This is a genomic window from Caenimonas sedimenti (assembly GCF_007833165.1).
GTDB lineage: Bacteria > Pseudomonadota > Gammaproteobacteria > Burkholderiales > Burkholderiaceae_C > Ramlibacter > Ramlibacter sedimenti.
Genome location: NZ_VOBQ01000001.1, coordinates 1 through 21,347 on the forward strand (window position 1 = coordinate 1; position 21,347 = coordinate 21,347).

The following is a 21,347-nucleotide window of genomic DNA, read 5'->3' on the forward strand; positions in this document are numbered from 1 at the left end:
AAGACTTCGATGCGCGGGAAGCGGCCTGCGGTGTTGCCGGGCAGCGTCCAGGAGACATCGACCACGCCGTCCTTGGCCTGGTCGTACAGCTGCACCGGGGTGCCGCCCAGCTGCATGGCGGGGTAGCCCTCGAACTTGATGCGGCCGCCCGACTCTTTCTCGACCTTTTCCATCCACGGCTTGTGCATGGTCAGCCACACGTTGGACTGCGGCGCCATGAAGGTGTGGAACTTGAGGGTGACGGCTTGCTGGGCGAGGCCGCTCAGAGAGGAACCCCCGAGGGCCGCGGCGGCGCCGGATTTGAGCAGGGTACGACGTTGGATCATGATCGGCTTGACGTTGGTCATGGCGCCACGCAGCTGAAGTTCGCCGCATCGTCCGTGCTGCCGCTGCCCTTGTAGCGCGCCACCTGAGGGTAGGGACACAACGGCCGGGTCCGGGTGGTCGCGTTGTTGTCGATGCGCGCCGCCGTGATCGACGACGGAGCGACACCCTTCTCGGACCAGGCCATGAGCGCCCGGAAAGCGTCGCGGTCGGGCGTGGCCGGCACCAGGCCGCTGGATCCCTGGCCGAACTGGTTCACCCCCGGGCCGCCGCCGCAGTGCCCCATGCCCGGCACCATGTAAAGCCGAGAGAACTCGTCCGCGCGGGCGGTCGCCTGCTTCATGCGATCGTAGTAGCGCAACGTGCCCTGCGGCATGATGAGGTTGTCGTTCCAGCCGTGGTACATGATCAGCTTGCCGCCCCGTTCCTTGAACGCGTTCAGGTCCGGGTTGTCGGTGGCCATGAGCGGGCCGACCATCTCGGCGTTCTTGTTGAAGAAGGCCTCGTAGTTGCCCAGCGTCAGCGTATTCCAGTCCCAGTTGGGATCGAAGTAGACCCAGTACCGGGCCTGGTCGATGGGGATCGGGAACGGGGCGGCGCCCGCCAGCGCCCCCAGGTCGGCACCACGCTCGACGCCCGGCCAGAGGAGCTGGCCGGCCGTGTTGCGTGCGCCACCCCAGATGCTCTGCAGGGCCTTGGCTTCGCCTCCGGTGAGGCAGGTGCCGTCGGCCGCCGTGCAGGAGGCCGTGGTGATGGCCGCGTCCTTCGTCGGATCGTAGGTGCAGTTGCGCGGGTCATCGATCACGCCGTCGGTGACGCCGTCCGCCGCATCGCACGCGGCGACCGCGCGGGTCGTCGCGAGCGTGCGCTTCGCGGCGGACAGCGGACCGCCGGCTTCCGCCTTCATCGCCACCTGCGGCCAGATCTGGTAGGCCTGGAAGCGGTCCCAGTGGACCGCCGGTGCGCCGGCGAGGATCGCGTCGTAGTCCTTCGGGTAGCGCTGCGCCATCATCAGCCCCTGGCGGCCGCCGGTGGAACAGCCGTACCAGTAGGAGCGGACCGGGTCCTTGTCGTAGTAGGCCCGCACCAGTTGCTTGCCGACCTCGGCCATCAGGTGTTCCGAGCGGTAGGCGAAGTCGATCTGCAGCTGGGTGTTCGGCTTGCCCGGCTCGGCCATGCCGAACGCGCCGGACAGCGAATTGCCGGTGTGACCGGTGTCCGTCTTGACGCCGACGAACCCCTGCCGTACGGAGTCGACCGCGGCGGCCAGTTGCGTGTTGCCGGCGTAGACGCCGTTGCCTTCCGCGCGGAACCTCCCGTTCCAGGCGGCCGTGGGTAACGTGACCCAGATGTTCACCTGCGGTTCCACCAGCACCTTGACCAGGCAGTACGGCTTGTCGGCCGGGCCCGTGCCGGTCGAGCCCGGAGCGGCTTCAAGAATCGTCACTTTCGCATCCGCGGTCAGGTTCACGGCGCCGATGCCCTGCATCGTGCAAGCCTTCACGGGGTCGATGGAGAGCAGTTCGGGCACGTCGGGCAGCGGTGCGTTGTCGCTGCCGCCGCAGGCCGCCAGGGCAGCAGCGGCGACGGCGGCCGCGAGGCTGGCCCGCGCGTTGTTGGATCGAAATGATGGGTTCAAGGTGGTCTCCAGTGATGCAGCCGCGATTGCAGCTTGAAGGCCGGTGTGGTGTCTTGCAGAATCCGATCGTTTTTGCAGTGCGTGCGCGTCCGTTCGGGTAAACGCCGACCCGGCGTTGCGCCTAGCAGATATAGCGAAATTCGATAGCACTGCACGGCGCCAAACCGCAAAATGCGGGGTCTGCGGTACAAGGAGTTTTGGATGCAGGACCCGGCTTCCGGAAGCGCATGTGGGGACCCTGTCTTCGAGCGCAGCCTGCTGACGACCGAGGCCGTCGATGGATGGCGCGGGTTTCCGGTGAGCTGGATCGAAGCTTCACCCCACGAAGTGCATGCGGAACTGCTGACCGAGCGCAATGCCCTCGTCATGATCGACACGGGCAGCACGCAGGCCGACTTCCACTATGGCAAGCGCGCCATGTCGTGGGAATTCCAGCCCGGCTCGATCGGCCTGTTCACGCCTGGCACCGAGCTGCGGCTCAGCAAGTGGCGCTGGACGCCGACGCGGCGCGTCCGCATCGACCTGGACGCGCCCCTGCCGGGCTGCGCGCTGGAAACCCTGCAAGGGTTCTGTGGCCCCACCGAGATCGAGTTTCGCGATCCCGAACTGACCGCGGTGGTGCGCGCCATGGTTCTCGAGATCGCGGGCGGCAACGCGAACGGACGTTTGTATGCGGAATCGCTTTCCCTGGGCGTTGCCTTGCGCCTGCAGCAACGCAAGAACGCCCGCTACGGCACCGCACGCGAGCGCGGCAAGCTGAGCGGCGAGCAACTGAGGAAGGTCCAGGAACTGATTCGCGCCGACCTCGGCAAGGACCTTTGCCTGGCCGCGCTGGCGCGCGAAAGCGGGTTCAGCCCGGCCCAGTTCGTCCGGCTTTTCAAGAACACCGTGGGCTGCACGCCCTACCAGTACCTCTTTCAGGCCCGCCTGGAAGTGGCGCGTGAGCTGGTGCGGGCCAGCGACCAACCCCTCACCACCATCGCCGCCGAGACTGGCTTCGCCAGCCAGAGCCATATGACCTCGGCGTTCGCGAAGGCGTTCAATGTCCGCCCAGGGGAGATGCGGCGCCTGGAGCGGCTCCGGCCGCAGTGAGCCCGGCCTACAGCCGCGCGAGCAGTGCCCGCACGGCGTCTCGCGATTGCCGGCCGAGCTCGATGACATCGAGATCCGGCAGGCGCCCGTCGCGCACCACCTCCTTGCCGCCGACGAACATCCAGCGGAGGTCCGCCGTGCCTCCGCTCGCCACGGGCCCGATCGCAAGATCGTGCAGCCCGAAGTAGCGCGGGTCGCGGTCGATGCCATAGATGGACAAGTCCGCGGCCTGCCCCACCTCCACCGTGCCGACCGCGTCCAGGCCCATCAGCCTCGCGCCACCGGCCGTGCCCCAGCGCACCACGTCCTCCACGGTGGTGGATGCGGCCTCCGCCTCTCCCTGCCCGCCGCGGAAGTACGGCACGGCTTCATAACCCGCCCGCGCCCGCTGCATCAGCCAGGCCGCGTGCGTCTCGGAGATCATGTCGGCGGCTTCGTTCGAGGCCGCGCCATCGACGCCGATGGAGATCTGCGCGCCGGCGGCATCGAGCTGCCGCACCGGCGCGATGCCGCTGCCCAGCCGGCCATTGCTCTGGGGGCAGTGGGCGATGCCGGTGCGCGTCTTGCCCAGGAGCGCGATCTCGTCGTCGTCCAGCTTCACGAGGTGAGCGAACCAGACGTCCGGGCCCAGCCAGTCGATGGTCTCGCAGAACTGCACGGGCTTCATCTGGTGCTGGCTGTCCACCGTGTCCTGGTAATGCACCGTCTCCGACAGGTGCGAGTGCAGCCGCAGGCCGAGGCGCCGCGCCTGCGCCGCGCAATCGCGCAGTTCCTGCGGGCGCATGGAGTGGGGCGGCGTGGTGGGCGCCGAGACCAGCTTGCGCATCGCGTCCGGCGCCGGGTCGTGGTACAGCTGCGCCAACCGCTCGATGTCGGTCATGAAGCCGTCCAGCGTCTCGGGACGTGAAGCCGGCGGCAGGTTGCTCGTGTCCGCGACACGCGAGAGCGTGCCGCCGCCCCGGCACAGCACGAAACGCAGCCCCAGCTTTTCCGCCTCGTCGAACAGGATGGCCGACGTGTCGTACGGCATGTGAGGGTAGTAGTGGTAGTTGTGGTCCGCCACCGTGCCGCAGCCAGAGAGCGCGAGCTCCAGCAGGCCGATGCGCGCGGCCAGCCGGAAATCGTTCTCGTTCATCAGCGGACGCAGGCGCATCGGTGTGGCGGTGAGCCATGGTGTCAGCGTGGCGTTCAGCCCCACCGGATCGCCCTTCAACAACGACTGGAACAGGTGGTGGTGGGTGTTGACCCAGGCCGGGTAGATGACGCAGCCGGTGGCGTCGAGTTGGCGCTCGCCGGGCTCGGGCGTCAGCGCGCCGATGGCGGCGATGCGGCCGGCGCGCACGCGCACGTCGGGCCCCGGGGCACGGGCGGCCGCGCCTGCCAGACCGGTCAGGATGGCCGTCGCGTTGCGGATCAGAAAGTCGGTCATGCGGGCGTTCCCAGGGATTCAGGTGCGGCGGACTGCGCCAAGTTGCCGCGGTGGATTTCTTCTTCACCATGCGCGCGCAACAGGTCCAGCAACTGCTTGCGGATCACCAGCCCCGGCTTGTCCGAAGGCATGTGGAACTCCACCTTGCGGGTCGTGTCGATGCAGGCGTCGTAGTCGGTCGCTTCGAGAATGTCCCGGTCCTCGGCGGTGATGGTCGCGTCCCAGTCGATCAGGGCCTGCGTGCTGCACTCCGCCTCGCTGTCGTTCCGGTACAGCCACTGCACCAGCATCATGCGGTCGTCGTCGATCGGCGTTGCGCAGTTGTAGATGATGTGGTCGCGGCCGCTGGCCGGGTAGCTGCAGCCGAAGCGGCGGGAGAACGGCAGGTAATAGCGGTTCACCAGGTGGCGGTGCGTGATGGGCTCGGTGGTGCCGGTGATCTTGAACGAGGCTTCCGGGTTGCGGATGGGCACCAGCGTCTCGGCCTCGAAGCCGTAATCGGTCTCGCGGAACTCGTACGGCGCGGGCTTGGGTTGGTCCAGCAGGCCGAAGTTGCCCTTGTGCACGAACGAGAAGTGCGAGTTGTCGAAGGAGTTCTCCATCATGCGCAGGGGGCTGGTCTTCCATTCCTCGTAGAACTGGAAGATGCGCCGGTAGCCGGGTGCGCCGTCTTCCGGGAAGTGGGGGATGGGCTTGAGCGGATCGTCGAGCGCCACCCACACGTAGCCGTATTTCTCCTGTGCGCGGTAGGCGGGCACCCTGGCGCCGGCCGGGATCTGCATGTCGGGCTGCTGCGGGATCTTCACGCAGGTGCCGGTGCAGTCGTACGTCCAGCCGTGGTAGCCGCAGACGATGTTGCCGTTCTCCACGGTCCCCTTGGACAGCTGCGCCGTGCGGTGGCAGCAGCGGTCGCGCACGGCCGCGGGCGTGCCGTCGGCCTGCTTCCACAGCACGATGTCCTCGCCCATGAGCCTGAACGGTTTCGGGCCGTCGTCCAGGTGGGACACGGGCATGAGCGCGTACCAGAAGCGGCGCAGGACTTTTTGGCGAGTGGTCAGCATGCGGGCACCTCCTGGATTCCTGCCTTCGCGGGAATGACGGAGATCCGGGTCCAGCGGTGCGCTTCCGTCTCGCCATGTTCCTTCAGCAACGCCAGCAGGCGCTTGCGCATCAGCATGCCGGGCCGGTCGCTGGCCATGCTCTGCTCGTCGCGGCGGACCACGTCCACCGGCGCGTCGGCGTTGACCGACTCCAGGATGACCTTGTCTTCCAGCACCACGCGCGTGTCCCAATCGTTCAGCAGCGCGGCCGGGCAATCTTCCTCGCTGTCGTTCCGGTACAGCCACTGGATGATCTGGATCCGCTCGTCGTCGATCGGGGTGGCGCAGGTGTAGATGACGTGCTGGATACCGCTCGGGTAGCCCAGCCCCAGCTTGCGCAGGAACGGCAGGTGCCACTGGTTGGAGAACGTCCGCGTGGTCAGCGGATCGGTCGTGCCGGTGATCTGGTGGGACTCCGGCGGGTTGTTGATCTCCAGCACCATGCGCGCCTCGAAGCCGTAGTCGGTTTCGTCCAGGGCGAAGTGTTTCGGCTTGTGCTGGCCTGCCTGCCCGAACGTGCCCTTGTGGACGAAAGCGAAGTGCGCGCTGTCGAAAGAGTTCTCCATCAGCCGCAGGGCGCCCGTCTTCCAGGTCTCGTCGAACTGGTGGATGCGGCGCCAGCCCAGGTCGTCTTCAGGCGTACCGAGCAAGGGCACCAGCGGCTCGCCCAGGCACACCCACGCGTAGCCGAAACGGGCCTGCGCCTTGAACGCCGGCACGCGGGCGCCGGCGGGAATCTGCATGTCGGGCTGCTGCGGGATCTTGACGCAGGCGCCGGTGCAGTCGTACGTCCAGCCGTGGTAGCCGCAGACGATGTGGCCGTCGGCACCGACGGTCCCCTTGGAGAGCTTCGCAGTGCGATGGCAGCAGCGGTCGCGCAGCGCCGCCGGCGTGCCGTCGGCCTGCTTCCACAGCACGATGTTCTCGCCGAGCAGGGTGAAGGGCTGCGGGCCGGCGTCCAACCGGTCCATGGGCATCACGGCGTACCAGAAGCGCCGCAGCACGGGTTGCTTGGTGACGAGCATGGCGCGCGCCTTAAGGCATCACCTTGAGGTCTTTCACGAACTGCAGGGTGTAGGCCTGCTGCCAGTTCGGGATCGGCTTGATCTGGCCACTCGAGATCATGAAGTCATAGGTGTTCTTCCAGCGCGCGTCGGTCATGATGCCGGCGCCCTGCTTCGCGGCGTCGCCGGCGTCGAAGAACTTCATCTCCTTCAGCTTGCGATGGGCGAAGGCCAGCATCTCGTCGTCCATCTTCGGGTTGTCCTGCTTGATGAGCGCGTTGCCGGGTGCGGGATTCTCCAGGTAGCTCTTCCAGCCTTCGACGGTGGCGCGCACGAAGCGCTGCGTGAGGTCCGGGCGCTCCTTCACCGTCTTCTGCATGGTGGCGATGGTGTTGCCGTAGGGTGGGTAGCCGTCGTCCGCGAACAGGAAGAACTTCACCTTCATGCCAGCCTTCTCGGCCGTGTACGGCTCGGAGCCGGGGTAGCCCTGCTGCGCGATCGTCTTGTCGGCGAAGAACGGCTGCATGTTGGAGGTGTAGGGCCGGGCCTGGTCGTCGGTGAGGCCGTACTTGGCCTTCAGCCAGGGCCACCAGGTGCTGCGCCCGCTGGTGGCGACCAGCACGGTCTTGCCCTTGAGGTCGGCGAGGGTGTTCACGTCGGTGTGCGTCACCATCCCCTGCGGCTCCTTCTGGAACAGCGCGGCCACGGTGGTGAGCGGCACGCCCTGCTCGATGGCCGAGAGCACCTGGAAGTCCTTGCCCATGAAGAAGTCGGCCTGGCCGGCGGCAACGAGCTGCACGGCGTTGACCTGCGGCCCGCCCATCTTGATGGTGACGTCGAGCCCGTGCTTCTTGTAGATGCCGTTGGCGATGGCCTGGTAGTAGCCGCCGTGCTCGGCCTGCGCGTACCAGCTGGTGAGGAACGTGACCTTGTCCTGGGCCTGGGCCAGGGTCGCCGTGGCGGCCATGGTGACGAACGCGATGGCGGTGAGTGCAGATTTCATTTCATTTTCTCCAGTGAGAACGTGGAACAAATCAGAGCAATGACCCGTGGCTTCGTGTGCCACTGCCTGCTTCTACTCTGCGGGAATTACTTGATGTGGATCGTGGCTTCGACTTCGATCAGCGCGCCATCTCCAGGCATGAACCGTGCCACCTCCACCACCGTGCTGGCCGGCGGGTTGGTGGGATAGAAGAGGGAGCGGACGCGGTTGTAGAAGGGGTAGTGGCGCAGGTCGCGGAAGTACTGCACCAGCTTGATCGCATCGGCCATCTCCGCGCCGTGCTCCTGCGCGATCTGGCGGATGCGTTCGAGCACGAACCAGCTCTGGGCCACGGCCGGGGCTTCGTAGAGGTCCACCGTCATCTGGCCGGTGTCGTAGCCGATGCCGCGCAACTGTTCACGCGCATGCGGCGGCAGTTCTTCGTAGCTCTGCACGATGGCTTGGCGGCCAGGGTCGACTGCGACCACGCCGCTCACGAAGACGAAGTCACCCGCGCGGCGCGCCGCCGCGTAGTGCGCCATGGGTTGACCCATCTGCACGCTCAATCCGGCACCCCGTCCGTCCACGCGCGCACCTTGCCCGGATTTAGCAGGTTCAACGGGTCGAAGCGCCGCTTGATCTGGTGGCTGGCCGGCGGCAGCAACCCCCCGGCCTTGCCGTCCTCGACCACGAAGACGTGCGGATCGTTGATGCGCACGCCGTTGTCGCGATGGATCTGCATGATCTCCTGCAGCCGTTCCTCGGTCGTGAACTTCACGATCTGCAGCGCCGTGCAGGTGACCAGGCCATCCATGTTGCGGATGAATTCGCAGTGCATCTGCACCTCGGGCGCGAGCAGCTTCTCCATGCGGCGCACCTGCTCCAGGTGCTGGCCGGCGATGAACGCGCTTTGCAGGTAGGTGATGGTCTTGTCCGTCTTGAAGGCCACCAGCGTCGTGTGGTTCCAGGTGTATTCCAGCAGCGTCCGGTTGGTCCGCGCGATCTCCTCGGCGGACTTGCTGTAGCTGACCCAGCCGCGCCATTGCGCGGACAGCTCCAGCATGGCGGGTTCACTCTCGGGCGCGATGGCCAGCAGCACGGCGTGGCAGCCGGGGCGCAGATGCTCGGCCAACTGCTTCAGGTAGTCGGGCACAGGGGCGGCGAAAAACGCCACTTCGCGCTTGACGATGCCGGGCGCCAGCGCGACGGCGTTGCCGAACTCCAGCGCGTCGTCGAAACTGTCGAACACCACCAGGTGCTCCTGCCACGGCACCGCGGGCGCCAGGGCGAGCTCGAGCTCGAGCACCAGGCCGTTGGTGCCCCACATGTGGTGCATCATCAGCGCCTCGGGGCCGCGCAGCTCGACGATCTTCGGCTCTTCTTCGATCGTGATCGCCTTCACCCCCAGCACGTTGCCGCGCGCGCCCAGCGGGCCGTAGTTGATGGAACCGACGCCGCCGAAGCCGCCACCGAACAGGCCGCCCAGCGTGGCGCTGCGGTAGGTGGAGGGCATGCAGCGCAGCTCCATGCCGATCTCGTTCCGCGCTTCCTTTTCGAATTCCGACAGGCGCATGCCCGCCTGTGCCCGGCCGGCGCCATTGCGGGCCCAGAGGAACTGGTTGAAGCCGCTCATGTCCAGCACCACACCGCCCTGCAGCGGCACGGACTGTCCGTAGTTGCCCGTGCCGGTGCCACGGATGGTGATGGGCACGCGCAGGCGGGCGCACAGGCTGACCAGGCGCTTGATCTCGTCCTCATTGCGCGGACGCACGGCGCAGTCGGCGGTCTTGCCGGTCAACTGGCGCTTGAGTACCGGGCTGAACCAGGAAAAGTCCTGCGACAACCGGGCGATGCGGTTGGTGTCGGTGACCCAGTCGAGGTCCGGCAACGCGATCTGCAGTTGCTCGATGGGGTGGGTGGGGGCGTTCATCTTCAATCGCGGGAGAGTTCGCTCGCGTGCCAGGACCCGAGCGCAAGTTTCGACAACCAGGCCATCAGCACGAACAGCGCCACGCCCGTCAACGAGATCAGGAGCAGGGCAGCGAACATGCGGGGGATGTTCAGCTGGTAGCCGGCGAAGAGGATCTGGTAGGCCAGTCCGGTGCTGTTGCCGCCCGTGCCGGCGACGAATTCCGCCACGACCGCCCCGATCAGCGCCAGCCCGCTCGAGATGCGCAGCCCGCCGAAGAAGTACGGCAGTGCGCTCGGGATGCGCAGGCGCAGCAGCGTTTGCGAGCGCGAAGCGCGGTTCATCGCGAAGTAGCTTTGCAGGTCAGGATCGATGCTGCGCAGGCCCAGCGTCGTGTTGGAGATGATGGGAAACAGTGCAACCAGTGCGGCGCAGATCACCAGCGAGAGCGTCGGGTTCTTCACCCAGATGATGATCAGCGGCGCCACGGCCACGATGGGGGTCACCTGCAGCAGGACCGCATAGGGGAAGAGCGCCGTCTCGATCTTCCGGCTCTGCACGAACAGGAAGGAGATCAGCACGCCCACCACCACGGCCATGCTGAACGACAGCAGCGTGATCTTCAGCGTGAACAGCAGCGCCATGCCGAGCATCTGCCAGTCGGTGAACAGCGTCTGCATCATGAGGATGGGCGACGGCACCAGGTAGGGCGGCAGCTTGAAGCCGGTGACGAGCCCCTGCCACGCCGTCAGCAGCACGATGGCCACGAGGACGGGGTAGAGGACCTTGTCGTAGTTGCGCCGCACCTTCTTGACTTCCTCCCTCCCCCTCTGGGGGAGGGCTGGGGTGGGGGCTTCGCGCGACGACACGTTCGTGCCACTCGGGAGCCCCCATCCCTGCCTTCCCCCAGAGGGGGAAGGAGAAACATCCGAAGGGACCGCGCTCACGACACCACCTCTTCATCCGTCTCCAGGCTCGCCCGCAGCAGGCTGTCCTGCAGCCGCTTCGCATACTCCGCGAAGCGCGGCGTCACCATGAACTCCGGCTGGCGCGGATACGGCTCGTCGATCACAACCTCTTCCACGATCCGCCCCGGCCGTGCGGCCATCATCACCACGCGGTTCGAGAGGAACACCGCTTCATGGATCGAGTGCGTCACGAACATCACGGTCAGCTTCTTCTCGCGCCAGAGCTCCAGCAGGTCGGCGTCGAGCTTGTGCCGGGTGATCTCGTCCAGTGCCCCGAAGGGCTCGTCCATCAATAGCAGGTTGGGTTGCACGACCAGGCTGCGCGCGATGGACACGCGCATCTGCATGCCACCCGAAAGCGCGCGCGGCAGGGCCTTGGCGAACTTGGTCAGCCCCACGAGCGCCAGCGCATCGGCCACCCGGCCGTCGGCCTCGCTGCGTGGCACCTTGCTCAGGTCGAGTGGCAGCCGCACGTTGCTTTCCACGCTGGCCCACGGCATCAACGTCGGCGCCTGGAAGACGAACGCCATGCGCTTGCCGGACTCCTCGAGGCGCTGCACCGGCTTGCGCCACAGGGCGATGCGGCCGTCGGTGGGTTCCAGCAGCCCCGCGACCATCTTCAGCAGCGTGCTCTTGCCGCAACCCGACGGTCCCAGCAGGGTCACGAACTCGCCCTCCGCGATGGACAGGTCCACCGGCTGCAGCGCGACCGTCCCGTTGGGGTAGGTCTTGTGCGCCGACAGCACCTCGACGGCCGCCGGCGGGCGCCCCAGCGCCTGCGTGCTGAGCACGTCGTCCATCAGGGCATCACCTTCAGGCCGTTGATGTAGTCCAGCCGGTACGCGTCGCCCACCTTGACCTTGGCCGGGTCGATCAGCTTGTTGTCGACCAGGAAGGCGTAGTTGGCCTTGGTGCGCTCCGGATCGATGCTGCCGATGCCGTTCTTCGCCGCGCCACCGCCGGTGACGATGCCCATCTCCTTGAGCTTGGCAACGCTGTACGCCATCTGCTCGTCGGTCATGTTGGGGTTGTCCTTCTTGATCAGCGCGGCGGCGGGCGCCGGGTCGGCCAGGAACGACTTCCAGCCCTCCATCGTGCCCCTGACGAAGGCTTCCATCGCCTTCGGGCGGTCCTTCACGGTCTGTTCCATGCAGGAAATCGTGGTGCTGTACGACGGCCAGCCGTGGTCGGCGAACAGGAAAGTGTTGGCCTTCACCCCGGCCTTCTGCACGGCGAACGGCTCCGAGGTGAGGTAGCCCTGCTGCACCGTGTTCTTGTCCGCCACGAAGGGCTGGATGTTGAAGGTGTAGGGCTTGGTCTGGCTGTCGTCGAAGCCGTACTTGTTCTTCAGCCAGAGCCAGTAGCCCTGGCGCGCCGTGGTGGCGATGAGGATGGTCTTGCCCTTCATGTCCTCGAACTTCTTCACCTCCTCGTGCGCGATCAGCACCTGGGGGTCTTTCTGGAAGCTCGCGGCCAGCGTGACGACGGGCAGGCCGTTGCTGCGCTGGACCATGATCTGCAGGTCGCTGGAGCCCATCACGCAATCGGCCTGGCCGGCGCCCAGCATCTGGAAGATGTTGACCTGCGGGCCGCCCATCTTGATGGTGACGTCCAGGCCGTACTTCTTGTAGATGCCGGTGGCCACCGCCTGGTAGAAGCCGCCGTGCTCGGCCTGCGCATACCAGTTGGTCATGTAGGTGACCTTTTCCTGGGCCTGCGCCCCGGCGGCGCAGGCGAGGCCGCAGGCGGCGGCGAGGAAGGTGCGGGCAAGAGTCGATTTCATGGGGAGCCTCTCTTAGGTCAGACTGGATTGGATGTGGCCGCGCTGGTGGCCGTGGCCCCAGGACGCGACGTCGCGCACGACCCACTGCATGTGGAACAGGTCGGTGATGGCCTGCACCCAGCTGTCGGACAGCGTGTCGAGGATGTCCAGGCCCTGTTCGCGGGTGGCGCCGTTGGGGTCGCCGATGACGCCGCTGGGGCCGAAGTCGCGGGCGGTCCAGGCGCAGGCCGGGCGGCCGTCGCCGGACAGCACCTTGGACGGGAACACGGGCGGGAAGTTGGCGACCGCGCGCTCCATGTGCACGGTGTCGGGGGCCAGCGCGAGCATCAGCGCGGTCTCGGAGTGGCCCGCATGCATCGCGAGACGCTTCTCCTGCTCGGAGATGTACTTGCCCGACGAGTTGGGCAGGCGCGACACGTGGTGCGGCACGATGACGAAGTCGCCGTGCCGCAGGCGCAGTTCGCGCGCCGCCATTTCCATCACCTGCGGCTGGCCGCCGTGGCCATTGGCCAGCACCAGCTTGCGGAAGCCCGCGCGGTAGACCGATTCGCCCACCTCCTGCACCATGTTCAGCAGCGTCGGGCCGGTGAGGGTCATGGTGCCCGGGAAGTGCAGGTGCTCGTCGGACTTGCCGTAGGTGATGGGCGCGAGGCCGAAAGCGCGGATCTCGGCCGGCAGCTTCTCGAGCGCCTTGCCCATCACGCCGGAAGAGATGACCGTGTCGACGCTGCAGGGCAGGTGCGGCCCGTGCTGCTCGATGGCGCCCACCGGCAGCACGATCACGGTGTTCTCGCGGTCGGGCAGTGCGTTGATCTCCGTCCAGCTCAGGTAGGGCAGGAAACGGTGCGGAGGGATGTAGCCGTGCATCATGGAAGTGCTTTCAAGCGAAACGGGCCATGGCCTGGCCGACATCGCGCATAAACCGGGCCAGCCGCGGCGGGGTCGCCACGTTCATGTGGTAATAAGCGTGGAAATCCGCCCGCGCGCGATTGCCGGTGAGACGGCGCAAATAGCGCGTGACGATGCGGCGCGGCGGATCGCCCATGTACCAGGCCATCCAGCGCGGCCGGCCGTAGGTGACCACCGCCGCGATGCGCTTGATGTGCGTGAGCATGGGCTTGACGTTGGCGGGATCGCTCAGGTCGAAGGCCACGCCCGGCATGAACATGCGGTCGAAGTAGCCCTTGAGCATGGCGGGCAGGCCGAAGGTCCAGGTCGGGAAGCAGAGCACCAGCGCATCCGCGCGGCGCAGCCGGTCGATATACGGCTGCAGCGGTTGCTGGTTGCGCGGCACGTCGTGGTAACCCAGGCGCTCTTCGCGCGACATCACCGGATTGAAACCTTCGGCGTAGAGATCGCAATCGTCCACCGTGTGGCCGGCGGCCAGCAGGTTCTTCACCACTTCCGCGTGCAGCGCGGCCGCGAAACTGGTCTCGACCGGGTGGCAATAGAGGACGAGGACGTGCATGGTGCGTCCTCAGTGGCTGCGCACCGGAACGGCGCAGGCTGGCGGGCGATGGGGGAGCGGACGGTGCATCTTGACCAAACAATCTGATCGTTTGGTCAGATTCAGCAAGGGGCGTGCCAGCCCCTGCCTGCCGCCGGTGAATCAGCGGGTCTTGCGGATCCCGCAGCCGCGCAGGATGAAGGCCGTCACCTCGCGCGTCAGGGCTTCGCGTTCCGGCGTCCAGCCGGCCTGTCCGGGCTTGCGCAGCTGCTGCACCTGCAGCGCGGAGTCGGCGTAGAACTGGGTCGTCGCCCAGATGCCCATCAGCAGCACGTGGGCGTCGACCGGCTCGATCAGCCCGCGCGCGATCCAGCCGTTGATCACCGCGACCTTCTCGCGCGTCTTCTTGCGCGCGTCCGGCCAGAAGCGCTCGAGGTTGCGGCCGCCGTCCAGGACCTCGCGCGTGAAGATGCGCGAGATCTCCGGCTTGTCGAAAGCCAGCTGCAGCTTGGCGCGGATGTACTCGCCCAGCACCTTCGCCGGGTCATTGGAGGCGGCATCGAACATGCCCTTCCAGTCGGCCACCACGGACATCAGGAGCTCCTGGTAAAGCTCCTCCTTGCCCGAGATGTAGTAGTGCAGCTGCGGCTTGGTGAGGCCGGCGCGCTCGGCGATGGCCTGGGTCGACGTGCCCTTCAGGCCGTGCTGGCTGAATTCCGCGATGGCGGCCGCGCGGATCGCGGCCAGCACCCGTTCGCGGTTCTGGCGCGCGCTGGTGCGGGGGCGGTCGGTTTCAGGCTGCGTCATCGTGGTGGGCGGGCACGGGGAGCATATCCCACGCACCATTTGCGGTAGCCTCTTGCCATGGCCACTCCCTTCCTCACCGCCGCGCACGCGCCCCTGACGCGCACGGTCGAAGTCGTCAATCCGCAAGGCGAGCGCGAGACCGTCTCGATCCCCGCGGAGCGCGCGCTCACCGTCTACGTGGACAAGCGCGAACTGGTGACCTTGATGACGCTGGGGGCGCACCCCGAATGGCTGGTGCTGGGTTACCTGCGCAACCAGCGGTTGGTGCGCTCGCTGGACGAGGTGGAGTCCGTCACCGTCGACTGGGACGTCGGCTCCGCCGCCGTCAAGACCCGCGCCGGCATCGAGGACATCGAGGAGCGCACCGCCTCGCGCATCGTCACCACCGGCTGCGGCCAGGGCAGCGTCTTCGGCGGGATCCTGGATGAACTCGATGCGTTGGCGCTGCCCGACGCGACGCTCACGCAGGCGCAGCTCTATGGCATCGTCAACGCGATCCGGCTGAAGGAGAGCACGTACAAGTCCGCCGGTTCGGTGCACGCCTGCGCCCTGTTCCGGGGCGAGGAGCTGCTGCTCTTTGTCGAGGACGTCGGGCGCCACAACGCCATCGACACCATCGCCGGCTGGATGTGGCTGCAGGACAGCGCCATGGAGGGTGGCGACAAGGTGTTCTACACCACGGGGCGGCTCACCAGCGAGATGGTCATGAAGTCGGCGCAGATGGGGGTGCCCATCGTGGTTTCGCGCAGCGGCATCACGCAGATGGGGTTCGAGCTGGCGGAGCGCGTGGGCCTGTGCACGATCGGCCGCGCGACGGGCAGGCACTTCCTTTGTTACACCGGTGTGACGAGGCTGCAGCTCCAGCCGGAGCTGGCGGGCACCAAACCGGAGCGGCCCGCGGCGTCACGCTGACTTTCGTCACGCTTCGTCCGTTTCATGCAAGACGGGCGCGAACGCAGCACGTAGACTTTCGCCAAATGACAGACGAGAGAGAACCCACGGGCGCTGCCGGCACCTTGCCCGCCGGCCCGGCACCCGCCGCCGCGCCGCGGCTGCCGCTGGCCGCATGGATCCGCGAAGGGCTGCGCGCCGGCCTCTTCCTGCGTCCGCGCACCGGCGGCGCGCAGCCGGAGGCGTGGCAGCTGCTGGCGCTGGTGGCCCTCGCCGCCGCCATCGAGCTCGGCCTCGGCCGGCTCGAGATCAATGGTCCCGCGCAATTCAGCCTGCGTTCCTGGATTTCGGAGTGGTGGGCCATCGCGGTGATGATCTTCCTGGTCTGGGCGGCGCTGCGCGACGTGCCGGCGGGCGAGCACGCGCGCCCGGTGGGGCTGGCAGCCTGGTTCGCCTTGTGGCTCATGGCCATGCTGCCCAGTGGCGTGGTGTCGCAGCTCCTCGGGATCGCCCGCGCGCACGAGGCGTTGCCCAGGTTGCTGGAGACGTCGCCCTGGTCCGCCTGGGCCATCTACCTCGCGCTCATCGCCTGGGTGCTCGGCGCCGGGATCTGGCTCAGCCGGCAGTTCGGTGTGACGGGCCGCCGGTTGGCGCTTCTGGGCGTGGGCATGGTGGCGCTCTTCAGCGTGCAGGTGTGGCAGTTCCAGGACCAGCCGTGGACCGCCGAACAGGTGGCGGTGGAAGAGCAGGGCCCACCCGTCCTCCAATTGAGCCAGGAAGTTTTCGAAACGCAGGTGGCGCTGTGGGACAAGGCGGTGGCCGGGCTGGCGCCGGAGCGCCCCGGCGTGACCGACGTCTATGGCGTGGTCTTCGCCCCGTTCGCGGAGGAAGACGTGTTCCTGCGCGAAAGCACCATGGTGGCCAAGACGCTGGCCGAGCGCTTCGATGCCGAAGGCCGCGTGCTGCACCTGGTCAATCACGCCAGCACCGCGGATTCGCGGCCCTGGGCAACGCCGCTCAACCTCAAGCGGGCGATCGAAGCGGTGGCCGCCCGCATGGACCGCGAGAACGACCTGCTGGTGGTCTACCTCACCTCGCATGGCGCGAGCGACTTCAAGCTGGCCGCGTCGCACGGGCCGCTGCAGGTGGACACGGTGAGCCCGGGCGAGCTGCGCGTGGCCCTCGACGAAGCCGGCGTGCGGCACCGGGTGATCGCGATCTCGGCCTGCTATTCGGGCGGTTGGGTCGGCCCGCTCGGCAGCAACACCTCCTTGGTGATGACGGCGGCGGATGCCACCCATACGTCCTACGGCTGCGGCCGGAAGTCGGAGCTCACCTTCTTCGGCCGCGCGATGTTCGCCGAGCAGCTGCGCAAGACGCATTCCTTCGAGCAGGCGTTCGCCGCGGCCGTCCCGGTGATCAAGCAGCGCGAAATCGACGCCGGCAAGCCCGACGGCTTCTCGAATCCGCAGATCGAGGTGGGGGAGGGCATCCGGCCGGTGCTGAAGGCGCTGGAGGAGCGCCTGGACGCTCGGCCGAAGCCCTAGCGGTCCCGGCCCTCATTCCCAGCTCACGGTTTCGGAGTAAGGTGGCGCCCATGACGCCCCAATCCCCCTGGTCCCTGGGCTGGCGCACCCTCTGGCGCGACCTGCGTGCCGGCGAGCTGCGCCTGCTGATCGTCGCCGTGACGCTGGCCGTGGCTGCGCTCACCGCCGTCGGCTTCTTCGCCGACCGCCTGAAAGGCGGCCTCGCGCGCGATGCCCGCCAGTTGCTGGGCGGCGATGCGGTGATCGTGAGCGACGTGCCCACCCCGGCCGCCTTCGTCCAGAAGGCCAGGGAGCTGGGGCTGGACAGTGTCACCACGCTGGTCTTTCCCTCCATGGGCCGCGCGCCGGACGGCTTGGGCGGAGCCAGCCGCCTGGTCGGCCTGAAGGCCGTCCCCGCCGGCTATCCGCTGCGCGGCAACCTGCAGGTGGCGGGCGAGCCCGGCGTCACCGGGGAGAAGACGCGCGCGGTGCCCGGCCGCGGCGAGGCCTGGGTCGATGCGCCCTTGCTGGAAGCGCTGGCGCTGAAGGTGGGCGATCCGCTGCTGCTGGGCGACGCGCAATTGCGCATCGCCCGTGTCATCACGGTGGAGCCCGACCGCGGCAGCGGCGGCTTCCTCAACTTCGCGCCGCGCGTGATGATCCACGTCGACGACCTGGCGGTGACCAAGCTCATCCAGCCGGCCAGCCGGGTGGGCTACCGGTTCGCGGTCGCGGGACGCGACCGTGAGGTCGCCCGCTTCGCCGATTGGGCCGCGCTGGAAGTCAAGCGGCCCGAGGTCCGCGGTGTCCGGCTCGAGTCCCTGGAAGGCGGCCGGCCCGAGATGCGCCAGACGCTGGACCGCGCCGAGAAATTCCTGAACCTGGTGGCGCTGCTGGCCGCGCTGTTGAGCGCGGTGGCAGTGGCGTTGGCGGCACGCGGCTTCGCCGCGCGGCACCTGGATGACTGCGCCATGCTGCGGGTGCTCGGCCAAAGCCAGCGGACCATCGCCATGAGCTATGCGTACGAGTTCGCCGTCATCGGCGTCGCCGCCAGCCTGCTGGGCGTGGCGGTCGGCTTCGCGGTGCACTTCGTGTTCGTGGCGCTGCTGGGCGGCCTGGTGGAAACGACGCTGCCCGCGCCCGGCATCTGGCCGGTGCTGTTCGGGCTGGGCATGGGGCTCACGCTGCTGTTCGCCTTCGGCCTGCCGCCGGTGCTGCAGCTCGCGCAGGTGCCGCCCTTGCGCGTGATCCGCCGCGATGTCGGCAATCTCAAGCCGGCTTCGCTGGCCGTGCTGGCGGTCGGCGTCGCAGGTTTCGCTGCGTTGCTGCTGGCGGCGAGCAGCGACCTGAAGCTGGGCGGCATCGCCGTGGGCGGCTTCGGCGTCGCCGTGCTGGTGTTCGCGGGGCTCAGCTGGGTGGCGGTCAAGCTGTTGCGCCGGGTCGTCAACGAAGCGACCGCGCCCCGTTGGCTGGTGTTGGCCACGCGGCAGATCAGCGCGCGGCCGGCCTACACCGTGGTGCAGACGAGCGCTCTCGCCGTGGGCTTGCTGGCGCTGGTGCTGTTGGTCCTGCTGCGGACCGACCTGATCGCCAGCTGGCGGCAGGCCACGCCGCCGGACGCGCCCAACCGCTTCGTCATCAACGTGATGCCGGAGCAGAGCAAGCCCTTCGTCGAAACGTTGCAGAAAGCCGGCGTGAAGCGGCTCGACTGGTTCCCCATGTTCCGCGGCCGGCTGGTTGCCGTGAACGGCAAGGCCGTCACGCCCGACGACTATGTCGAGGATCGCGCCAAGCGGCTGGTCGATCGCGAGTTCAACCTGTCCTTCGCGGCGGACTTGCCCACGCACAACCAGGTGACTGCGGGCGCCTGGAAAGCGGAGGAGGCCGGCGCCATCAGCGTCGAAGAGGGCATCGCGACCACGCTGGGGCTGAAGATGGGCGACGTGCTGCGCTTCGACGTGGGGGGCATGCAGAGCGAGGCGAAGATCACCTCGCTGCGCAAGGTCGACTGGAGTTCGATGCGGGCGAACTTCTTCGTGATGTACCCGGTCAGCATGCTGAAGGATGTGCCGGTGACCTTCATGGGCTCGTTCAAGGCGCCCGAGCAGAAGGGTTTCGACAACGAGCTGGTGCGCACCTTCCCCAACATCACCAACGTCGACATGACGGCCACCATCACGCAGGTGCAGGGCGTGCTGGACAAGGTGATCCGCGCGGTCGAGTTCCTGTTCGGTTTCACGCTGGCGGCGGGTGTCGTCGTGCTGTTCGCGGCGGTGACGGCGACGCGTGAAGAGCGCGCGCGCGAGTTCGCGATCATGCGGGCCGTCGGTGCGCGCGGCAGCCTGCTGCGCCAGGTGCAGCGCGCCGAGCTGGTGGGGGTGGGCCTGCTGGCGGGCTTCCTGGCCAGCATGGTGGCCTCGGTGGTCGGATGGGGGCTCGCCAAGTACGCCTTCGACTTCGCCTGGACCGCATCGCCGGTGGTGCCGCTCGCTGGAGCATTGGCTGGCGCCGCGCTGGCGCTGGCGGCCGGTTGGTGGGGCCTGCGCGAAGTGCTGAGCCGTCCGGTGGTGGAGACGCTGCGCAAAGCCGCCGAGTAACAGGGAAATGACAGGCGCGGGACAATGGCGCCATGCAGATCCAAGACAAGCCGCCCTTCGCCACGCCTTACGAGTGGATCGGCGGCGAAGAGAAAGTGCAGGCCCTGGTCGACCGCTTCTACGACCTGATGGACCTGGAGCCGAAGTACGCCGAGCTGCGCGCGGCGCATGGCACCGAGCTGGAACGCGCGCGCCAGAACCTCTTCTGGTTCCTCTGCGGCTGGCTGGGCGGTCCGCAGCACTACACCGACCGCTTCGGCCACCCGCGCCTGCGGATGCGCCACATGCCGTTCAAGATCGGCATCAAGGAGCGCGACCAGTGGCTGGCGGCCATGGACCAGGCGATGGGGGAGGTGGGGGTGGATGAGGCCTTGCGTGCGCGGTTGCGGGATTCGTTCATGCAGACGGCGGACTGGATGCGGAACACGCACGGCTGAACGTCATCCCCGCCTTCGCGGGAATGACGGGTCAGGGCGAAGGCTTCAGCAACACCACCACCGCCCCCGCCCCGCCTTCATCCCCCCGCGCCTGCACGAACGCCAGCACCTGCTCCTTCTGGATCAGCCAGCTGTGCACCTTGCCCTTCAGCACCGGTGTCTTGCCCGGAGACCCCAGCCCCTTGCCGTGGACCACGCGCACGCAGCGCAGGCCGTCGCGCACCGCATTGCGCAGGAATTCGGCCAGGGCCTCGCGGGCTTCCTCGCGCCGCAGGCCGTGCAGGTCGATCTCGGACTGGATGCTCCAGTGGCCGCGCCGCAGCTTGCGCGCCACGTCGATGCCGATGCCCGGCCGGCGGAAGCTCAGGGCGTCGTCCACCTCCAGCAGGGTCGACGCATCGAATTCGTCGCTGATCGCTTCCTTCAGCACGCGCTGGTCATCCAGCTGCCGCTGCACGGGGATGGGCGCCGGCGGCTCCGGCAAGTGATGCACGCGGCCATGCGCCGGCAGCCGCGCGACCTTGCCGGCAGCCCGCTCGAACAGGCTGCGCTCGGCTTCGAGGCGGCGCAGCGTCTCCGCGCGCTCGGCGGCCTGTTCGGCGCGGCGCTTTTCCTCCCGCTCCAGGTGCAGGCGCATCGCCGCGAGGTCCTGCAGCGACTTGGCCTTCACAGCAACCCCCGCTCCGCCATCGACAGCGCATCGCCCGGCGCCACGATCACGTGGTCCAGCACCCGCACGTCGACCAGGGCCAGCGCCGCTTTCAACGTCTGGGTCAATGCTTCGTCGGCGCGCGAGGGCTGCACCGTGCCGCTCGGATGGTTGTGCGCGAGCACCACCGCGGCGGCGTGGTGGTGCAAGGCTTTGAGGACGACTTCGCGCGGATACACGCTGGTCTGAGTCAGCGTGCCGCGGAAGAGTTCTTCCAGCGCGATCAAACGGTTCTGCGCATCGAGGAACAAGGCGGCGAACACCTCGTGCTTCTTGTGCGCCAGGTGCAGCTGCAGGTAATTTTTCACGGCCTGCGGCGAGCCGAACACCTCGCGCGCCTTCAATTGCTCGGCGACGGCGCGCCGCGCCAACTCCAGCACCGCCATCAACTCGGCGCGCTTGGCGGTGCCGCCGAGGCCGTGGATCTGCTTCAGGTCGTCCCCGCTGGCGTGCAACAGGCCCGCCAGGCCATCGAAATGGTCGCGGATGGACTGCGCCATCTGCAGCACCCCGTGCTTCTGCGTGCCGGTGCGCAACAGCAGAGCCAGCAGCTCGGTGTCGCTCAGCGCCGCCGGGCCCCGCGCCAGCAGCTTTTCGCGCGGCCGCGCGTCGGCCGGCAGGTCTTTCAGCGCCATCGCGTCCCCCCGGGGTCGGTCTTTCTACAATGGGGGCAGTTTATCGGACCGCCACCAAAGATTCGTGT

Annotated in this window: 20 protein-coding genes and 1 pseudogene; 5 read left to right on the top strand and 16 right to left on the bottom strand. The window is 67.8% G+C overall.

Annotated features, from left to right (window positions below; translation table 11 throughout):
* Positions 1–326: pseudogene (locus FN976_RS00005) on the bottom strand (C4-dicarboxylate ABC transporter); the annotation flags it as partial.
* A 17-nt stretch (positions 327–343) separates the two neighbouring features.
* Positions 344–1,963, bottom strand: coding sequence for a tannase/feruloyl esterase family alpha/beta hydrolase (locus FN976_RS00010; protein WP_145889697.1), 1,620 nt, complete (start codon positions 1,961–1,963; stop codon positions 344–346).
* Positions 1,964–2,164: 201 nt separating this feature from the next.
* Here FN976_RS00010 and FN976_RS00015 point away from each other — a divergent pair, with 201 nt between their 5' ends.
* Positions 2,165–3,055 carry a helix-turn-helix domain-containing protein gene (locus FN976_RS00015; RefSeq protein ID WP_186510694.1) on the top strand — a complete coding sequence of 297 codons (891 nt, stop codon included), beginning with the start codon at positions 2,165–2,167 and terminating at the stop codon, positions 3,053–3,055.
* A 7-nt stretch (positions 3,056–3,062) separates the two neighbouring features.
* Here the strand turns inward: FN976_RS00015 and FN976_RS00020 are convergent, their stop codons facing one another.
* The 12 genes from FN976_RS00020 to FN976_RS00075 form a co-directional block, all read right to left on the bottom strand.
* Positions 3,063–4,484 (bottom strand): amidohydrolase family protein, encoded by a 1,422-nt coding sequence (locus FN976_RS00020; RefSeq protein WP_145889702.1) that lies wholly within the window; start codon positions 4,482–4,484, stop codon positions 3,063–3,065.
* Positions 4,481–5,545 (bottom strand): aromatic ring-hydroxylating dioxygenase subunit alpha, encoded by a 1,065-nt coding sequence (locus FN976_RS00025; protein WP_145889704.1) that lies wholly within the window; start codon positions 5,543–5,545, stop codon positions 4,481–4,483. Before FN976_RS00025 ends, FN976_RS00020 begins: the two co-directional genes overlap by 4 nt.
* Positions 5,539–6,609: an aromatic ring-hydroxylating dioxygenase subunit alpha gene (locus FN976_RS00030; RefSeq protein WP_145889706.1), complete on the bottom strand. Its 1,071-nt coding sequence runs from the start codon at positions 6,607–6,609 to the stop codon at positions 5,539–5,541. Before FN976_RS00030 ends, FN976_RS00025 begins: the two co-directional genes overlap by 7 nt.
* A gap of 10 nt (positions 6,610–6,619) precedes the next feature.
* Positions 6,620–7,591 carry an ABC transporter substrate-binding protein gene (locus FN976_RS00035; protein ID WP_145889708.1) on the bottom strand — a complete coding sequence of 324 codons (972 nt, stop codon included), beginning with the start codon at positions 7,589–7,591 and terminating at the stop codon, positions 6,620–6,622.
* A gap of 86 nt (positions 7,592–7,677) precedes the next feature.
* Positions 7,678–8,130 carry a RidA family protein gene (locus FN976_RS00040; protein ID WP_145889709.1) on the bottom strand — a complete coding sequence of 151 codons (453 nt, stop codon included), beginning with the start codon at positions 8,128–8,130 and terminating at the stop codon, positions 7,678–7,680.
* A 2-nt stretch (positions 8,131–8,132) separates the two neighbouring features.
* On the bottom strand, positions 8,133–9,500 hold the full coding sequence (locus FN976_RS00045; protein ID WP_145889711.1) for an FAD-binding oxidoreductase: 1,368 nt from the start codon (positions 9,498–9,500) through the stop codon (positions 8,133–8,135).
* 2 nt (positions 9,501–9,502) lie between these two features.
* Complete coding sequence (locus FN976_RS00050; protein ID WP_255440009.1) at positions 9,503–10,285, bottom strand: ABC transporter permease; 783 nt, start codon at positions 10,283–10,285, stop codon at positions 9,503–9,505.
* A 137-nt stretch (positions 10,286–10,422) separates the two neighbouring features.
* A complete protein-coding gene (locus FN976_RS00055; protein ID WP_145889715.1) occupies positions 10,423–11,247 on the bottom strand; it encodes an ABC transporter ATP-binding protein in 825 nt (274 codons plus the stop codon).
* Complete coding sequence (locus FN976_RS00060; protein ID WP_145889717.1) at positions 11,247–12,230, bottom strand: ABC transporter substrate-binding protein; 984 nt, start codon at positions 12,228–12,230, stop codon at positions 11,247–11,249. The genes FN976_RS00055 and FN976_RS00060 overlap by 1 nt, the downstream gene beginning before the upstream one ends.
* Positions 12,231–12,242: 12 nt before the next feature.
* Complete coding sequence (locus FN976_RS00065; RefSeq protein ID WP_145889719.1) at positions 12,243–13,100, bottom strand: creatininase family protein; 858 nt, start codon at positions 13,098–13,100, stop codon at positions 12,243–12,245.
* 10 nt (positions 13,101–13,110) lie between these two features.
* Positions 13,111–13,698 carry an NAD(P)H-dependent oxidoreductase gene (locus FN976_RS00070; protein ID WP_145889721.1) on the bottom strand — a complete coding sequence of 196 codons (588 nt, stop codon included), beginning with the start codon at positions 13,696–13,698 and terminating at the stop codon, positions 13,111–13,113.
* A gap of 141 nt (positions 13,699–13,839) precedes the next feature.
* Positions 13,840–14,484, bottom strand: coding sequence for a TetR family transcriptional regulator C-terminal domain-containing protein (locus tag FN976_RS00075; protein WP_145889723.1), 645 nt, complete (start codon positions 14,482–14,484; stop codon positions 13,840–13,842).
* A 57-nt stretch (positions 14,485–14,541) separates the two neighbouring features.
* Between FN976_RS00075 and FN976_RS00080 the strand changes: the two genes are divergently transcribed.
* The 4 genes from FN976_RS00080 to FN976_RS00095 all read left to right on the top strand — a co-directional run bounded on the left by FN976_RS00080 (position 14,542) and on the right by FN976_RS00095 (position 19,935).
* Positions 14,542–15,396 (top strand): formate dehydrogenase accessory sulfurtransferase FdhD, encoded by an 855-nt coding sequence (locus FN976_RS00080; RefSeq protein WP_145889725.1) that lies wholly within the window; start codon positions 14,542–14,544, stop codon positions 15,394–15,396.
* A gap of 65 nt (positions 15,397–15,461) precedes the next feature.
* Positions 15,462–16,922: a C13 family peptidase gene (locus tag FN976_RS00085; RefSeq protein ID WP_145889728.1), complete on the top strand. Its 1,461-nt coding sequence runs from the start codon at positions 15,462–15,464 to the stop codon at positions 16,920–16,922.
* 50 nt (positions 16,923–16,972) lie between these two features.
* On the top strand, positions 16,973–19,498 hold the full coding sequence (locus FN976_RS00090; protein ID WP_145889730.1) for an ABC transporter permease: 2,526 nt from the start codon (positions 16,973–16,975) through the stop codon (positions 19,496–19,498).
* A 32-nt stretch (positions 19,499–19,530) separates the two neighbouring features.
* Positions 19,531–19,935, top strand: coding sequence for a group II truncated hemoglobin (locus tag FN976_RS00095; protein WP_145889732.1), 405 nt, complete (start codon positions 19,531–19,533; stop codon positions 19,933–19,935).
* 31 nt (positions 19,936–19,966) lie between these two features.
* Here FN976_RS00095 and FN976_RS00100 read toward each other — a convergent pair whose 3' ends face one another.
* Both FN976_RS00100 and radC read right to left on the bottom strand, forming a co-directional pair.
* Positions 19,967–20,572: a Smr/MutS family protein gene (locus FN976_RS00100; protein ID WP_145890024.1), complete on the bottom strand. Its 606-nt coding sequence runs from the start codon at positions 20,570–20,572 to the stop codon at positions 19,967–19,969.
* A 29-nt stretch (positions 20,573–20,601) separates the two neighbouring features.
* On the bottom strand, positions 20,602–21,279 hold the full coding sequence (radC, locus tag FN976_RS00105; RefSeq protein WP_145889734.1) for a RadC family protein: 678 nt from the start codon (positions 21,277–21,279) through the stop codon (positions 20,602–20,604).
* Positions 21,280–21,347 lie beyond the last annotated feature (68 nt).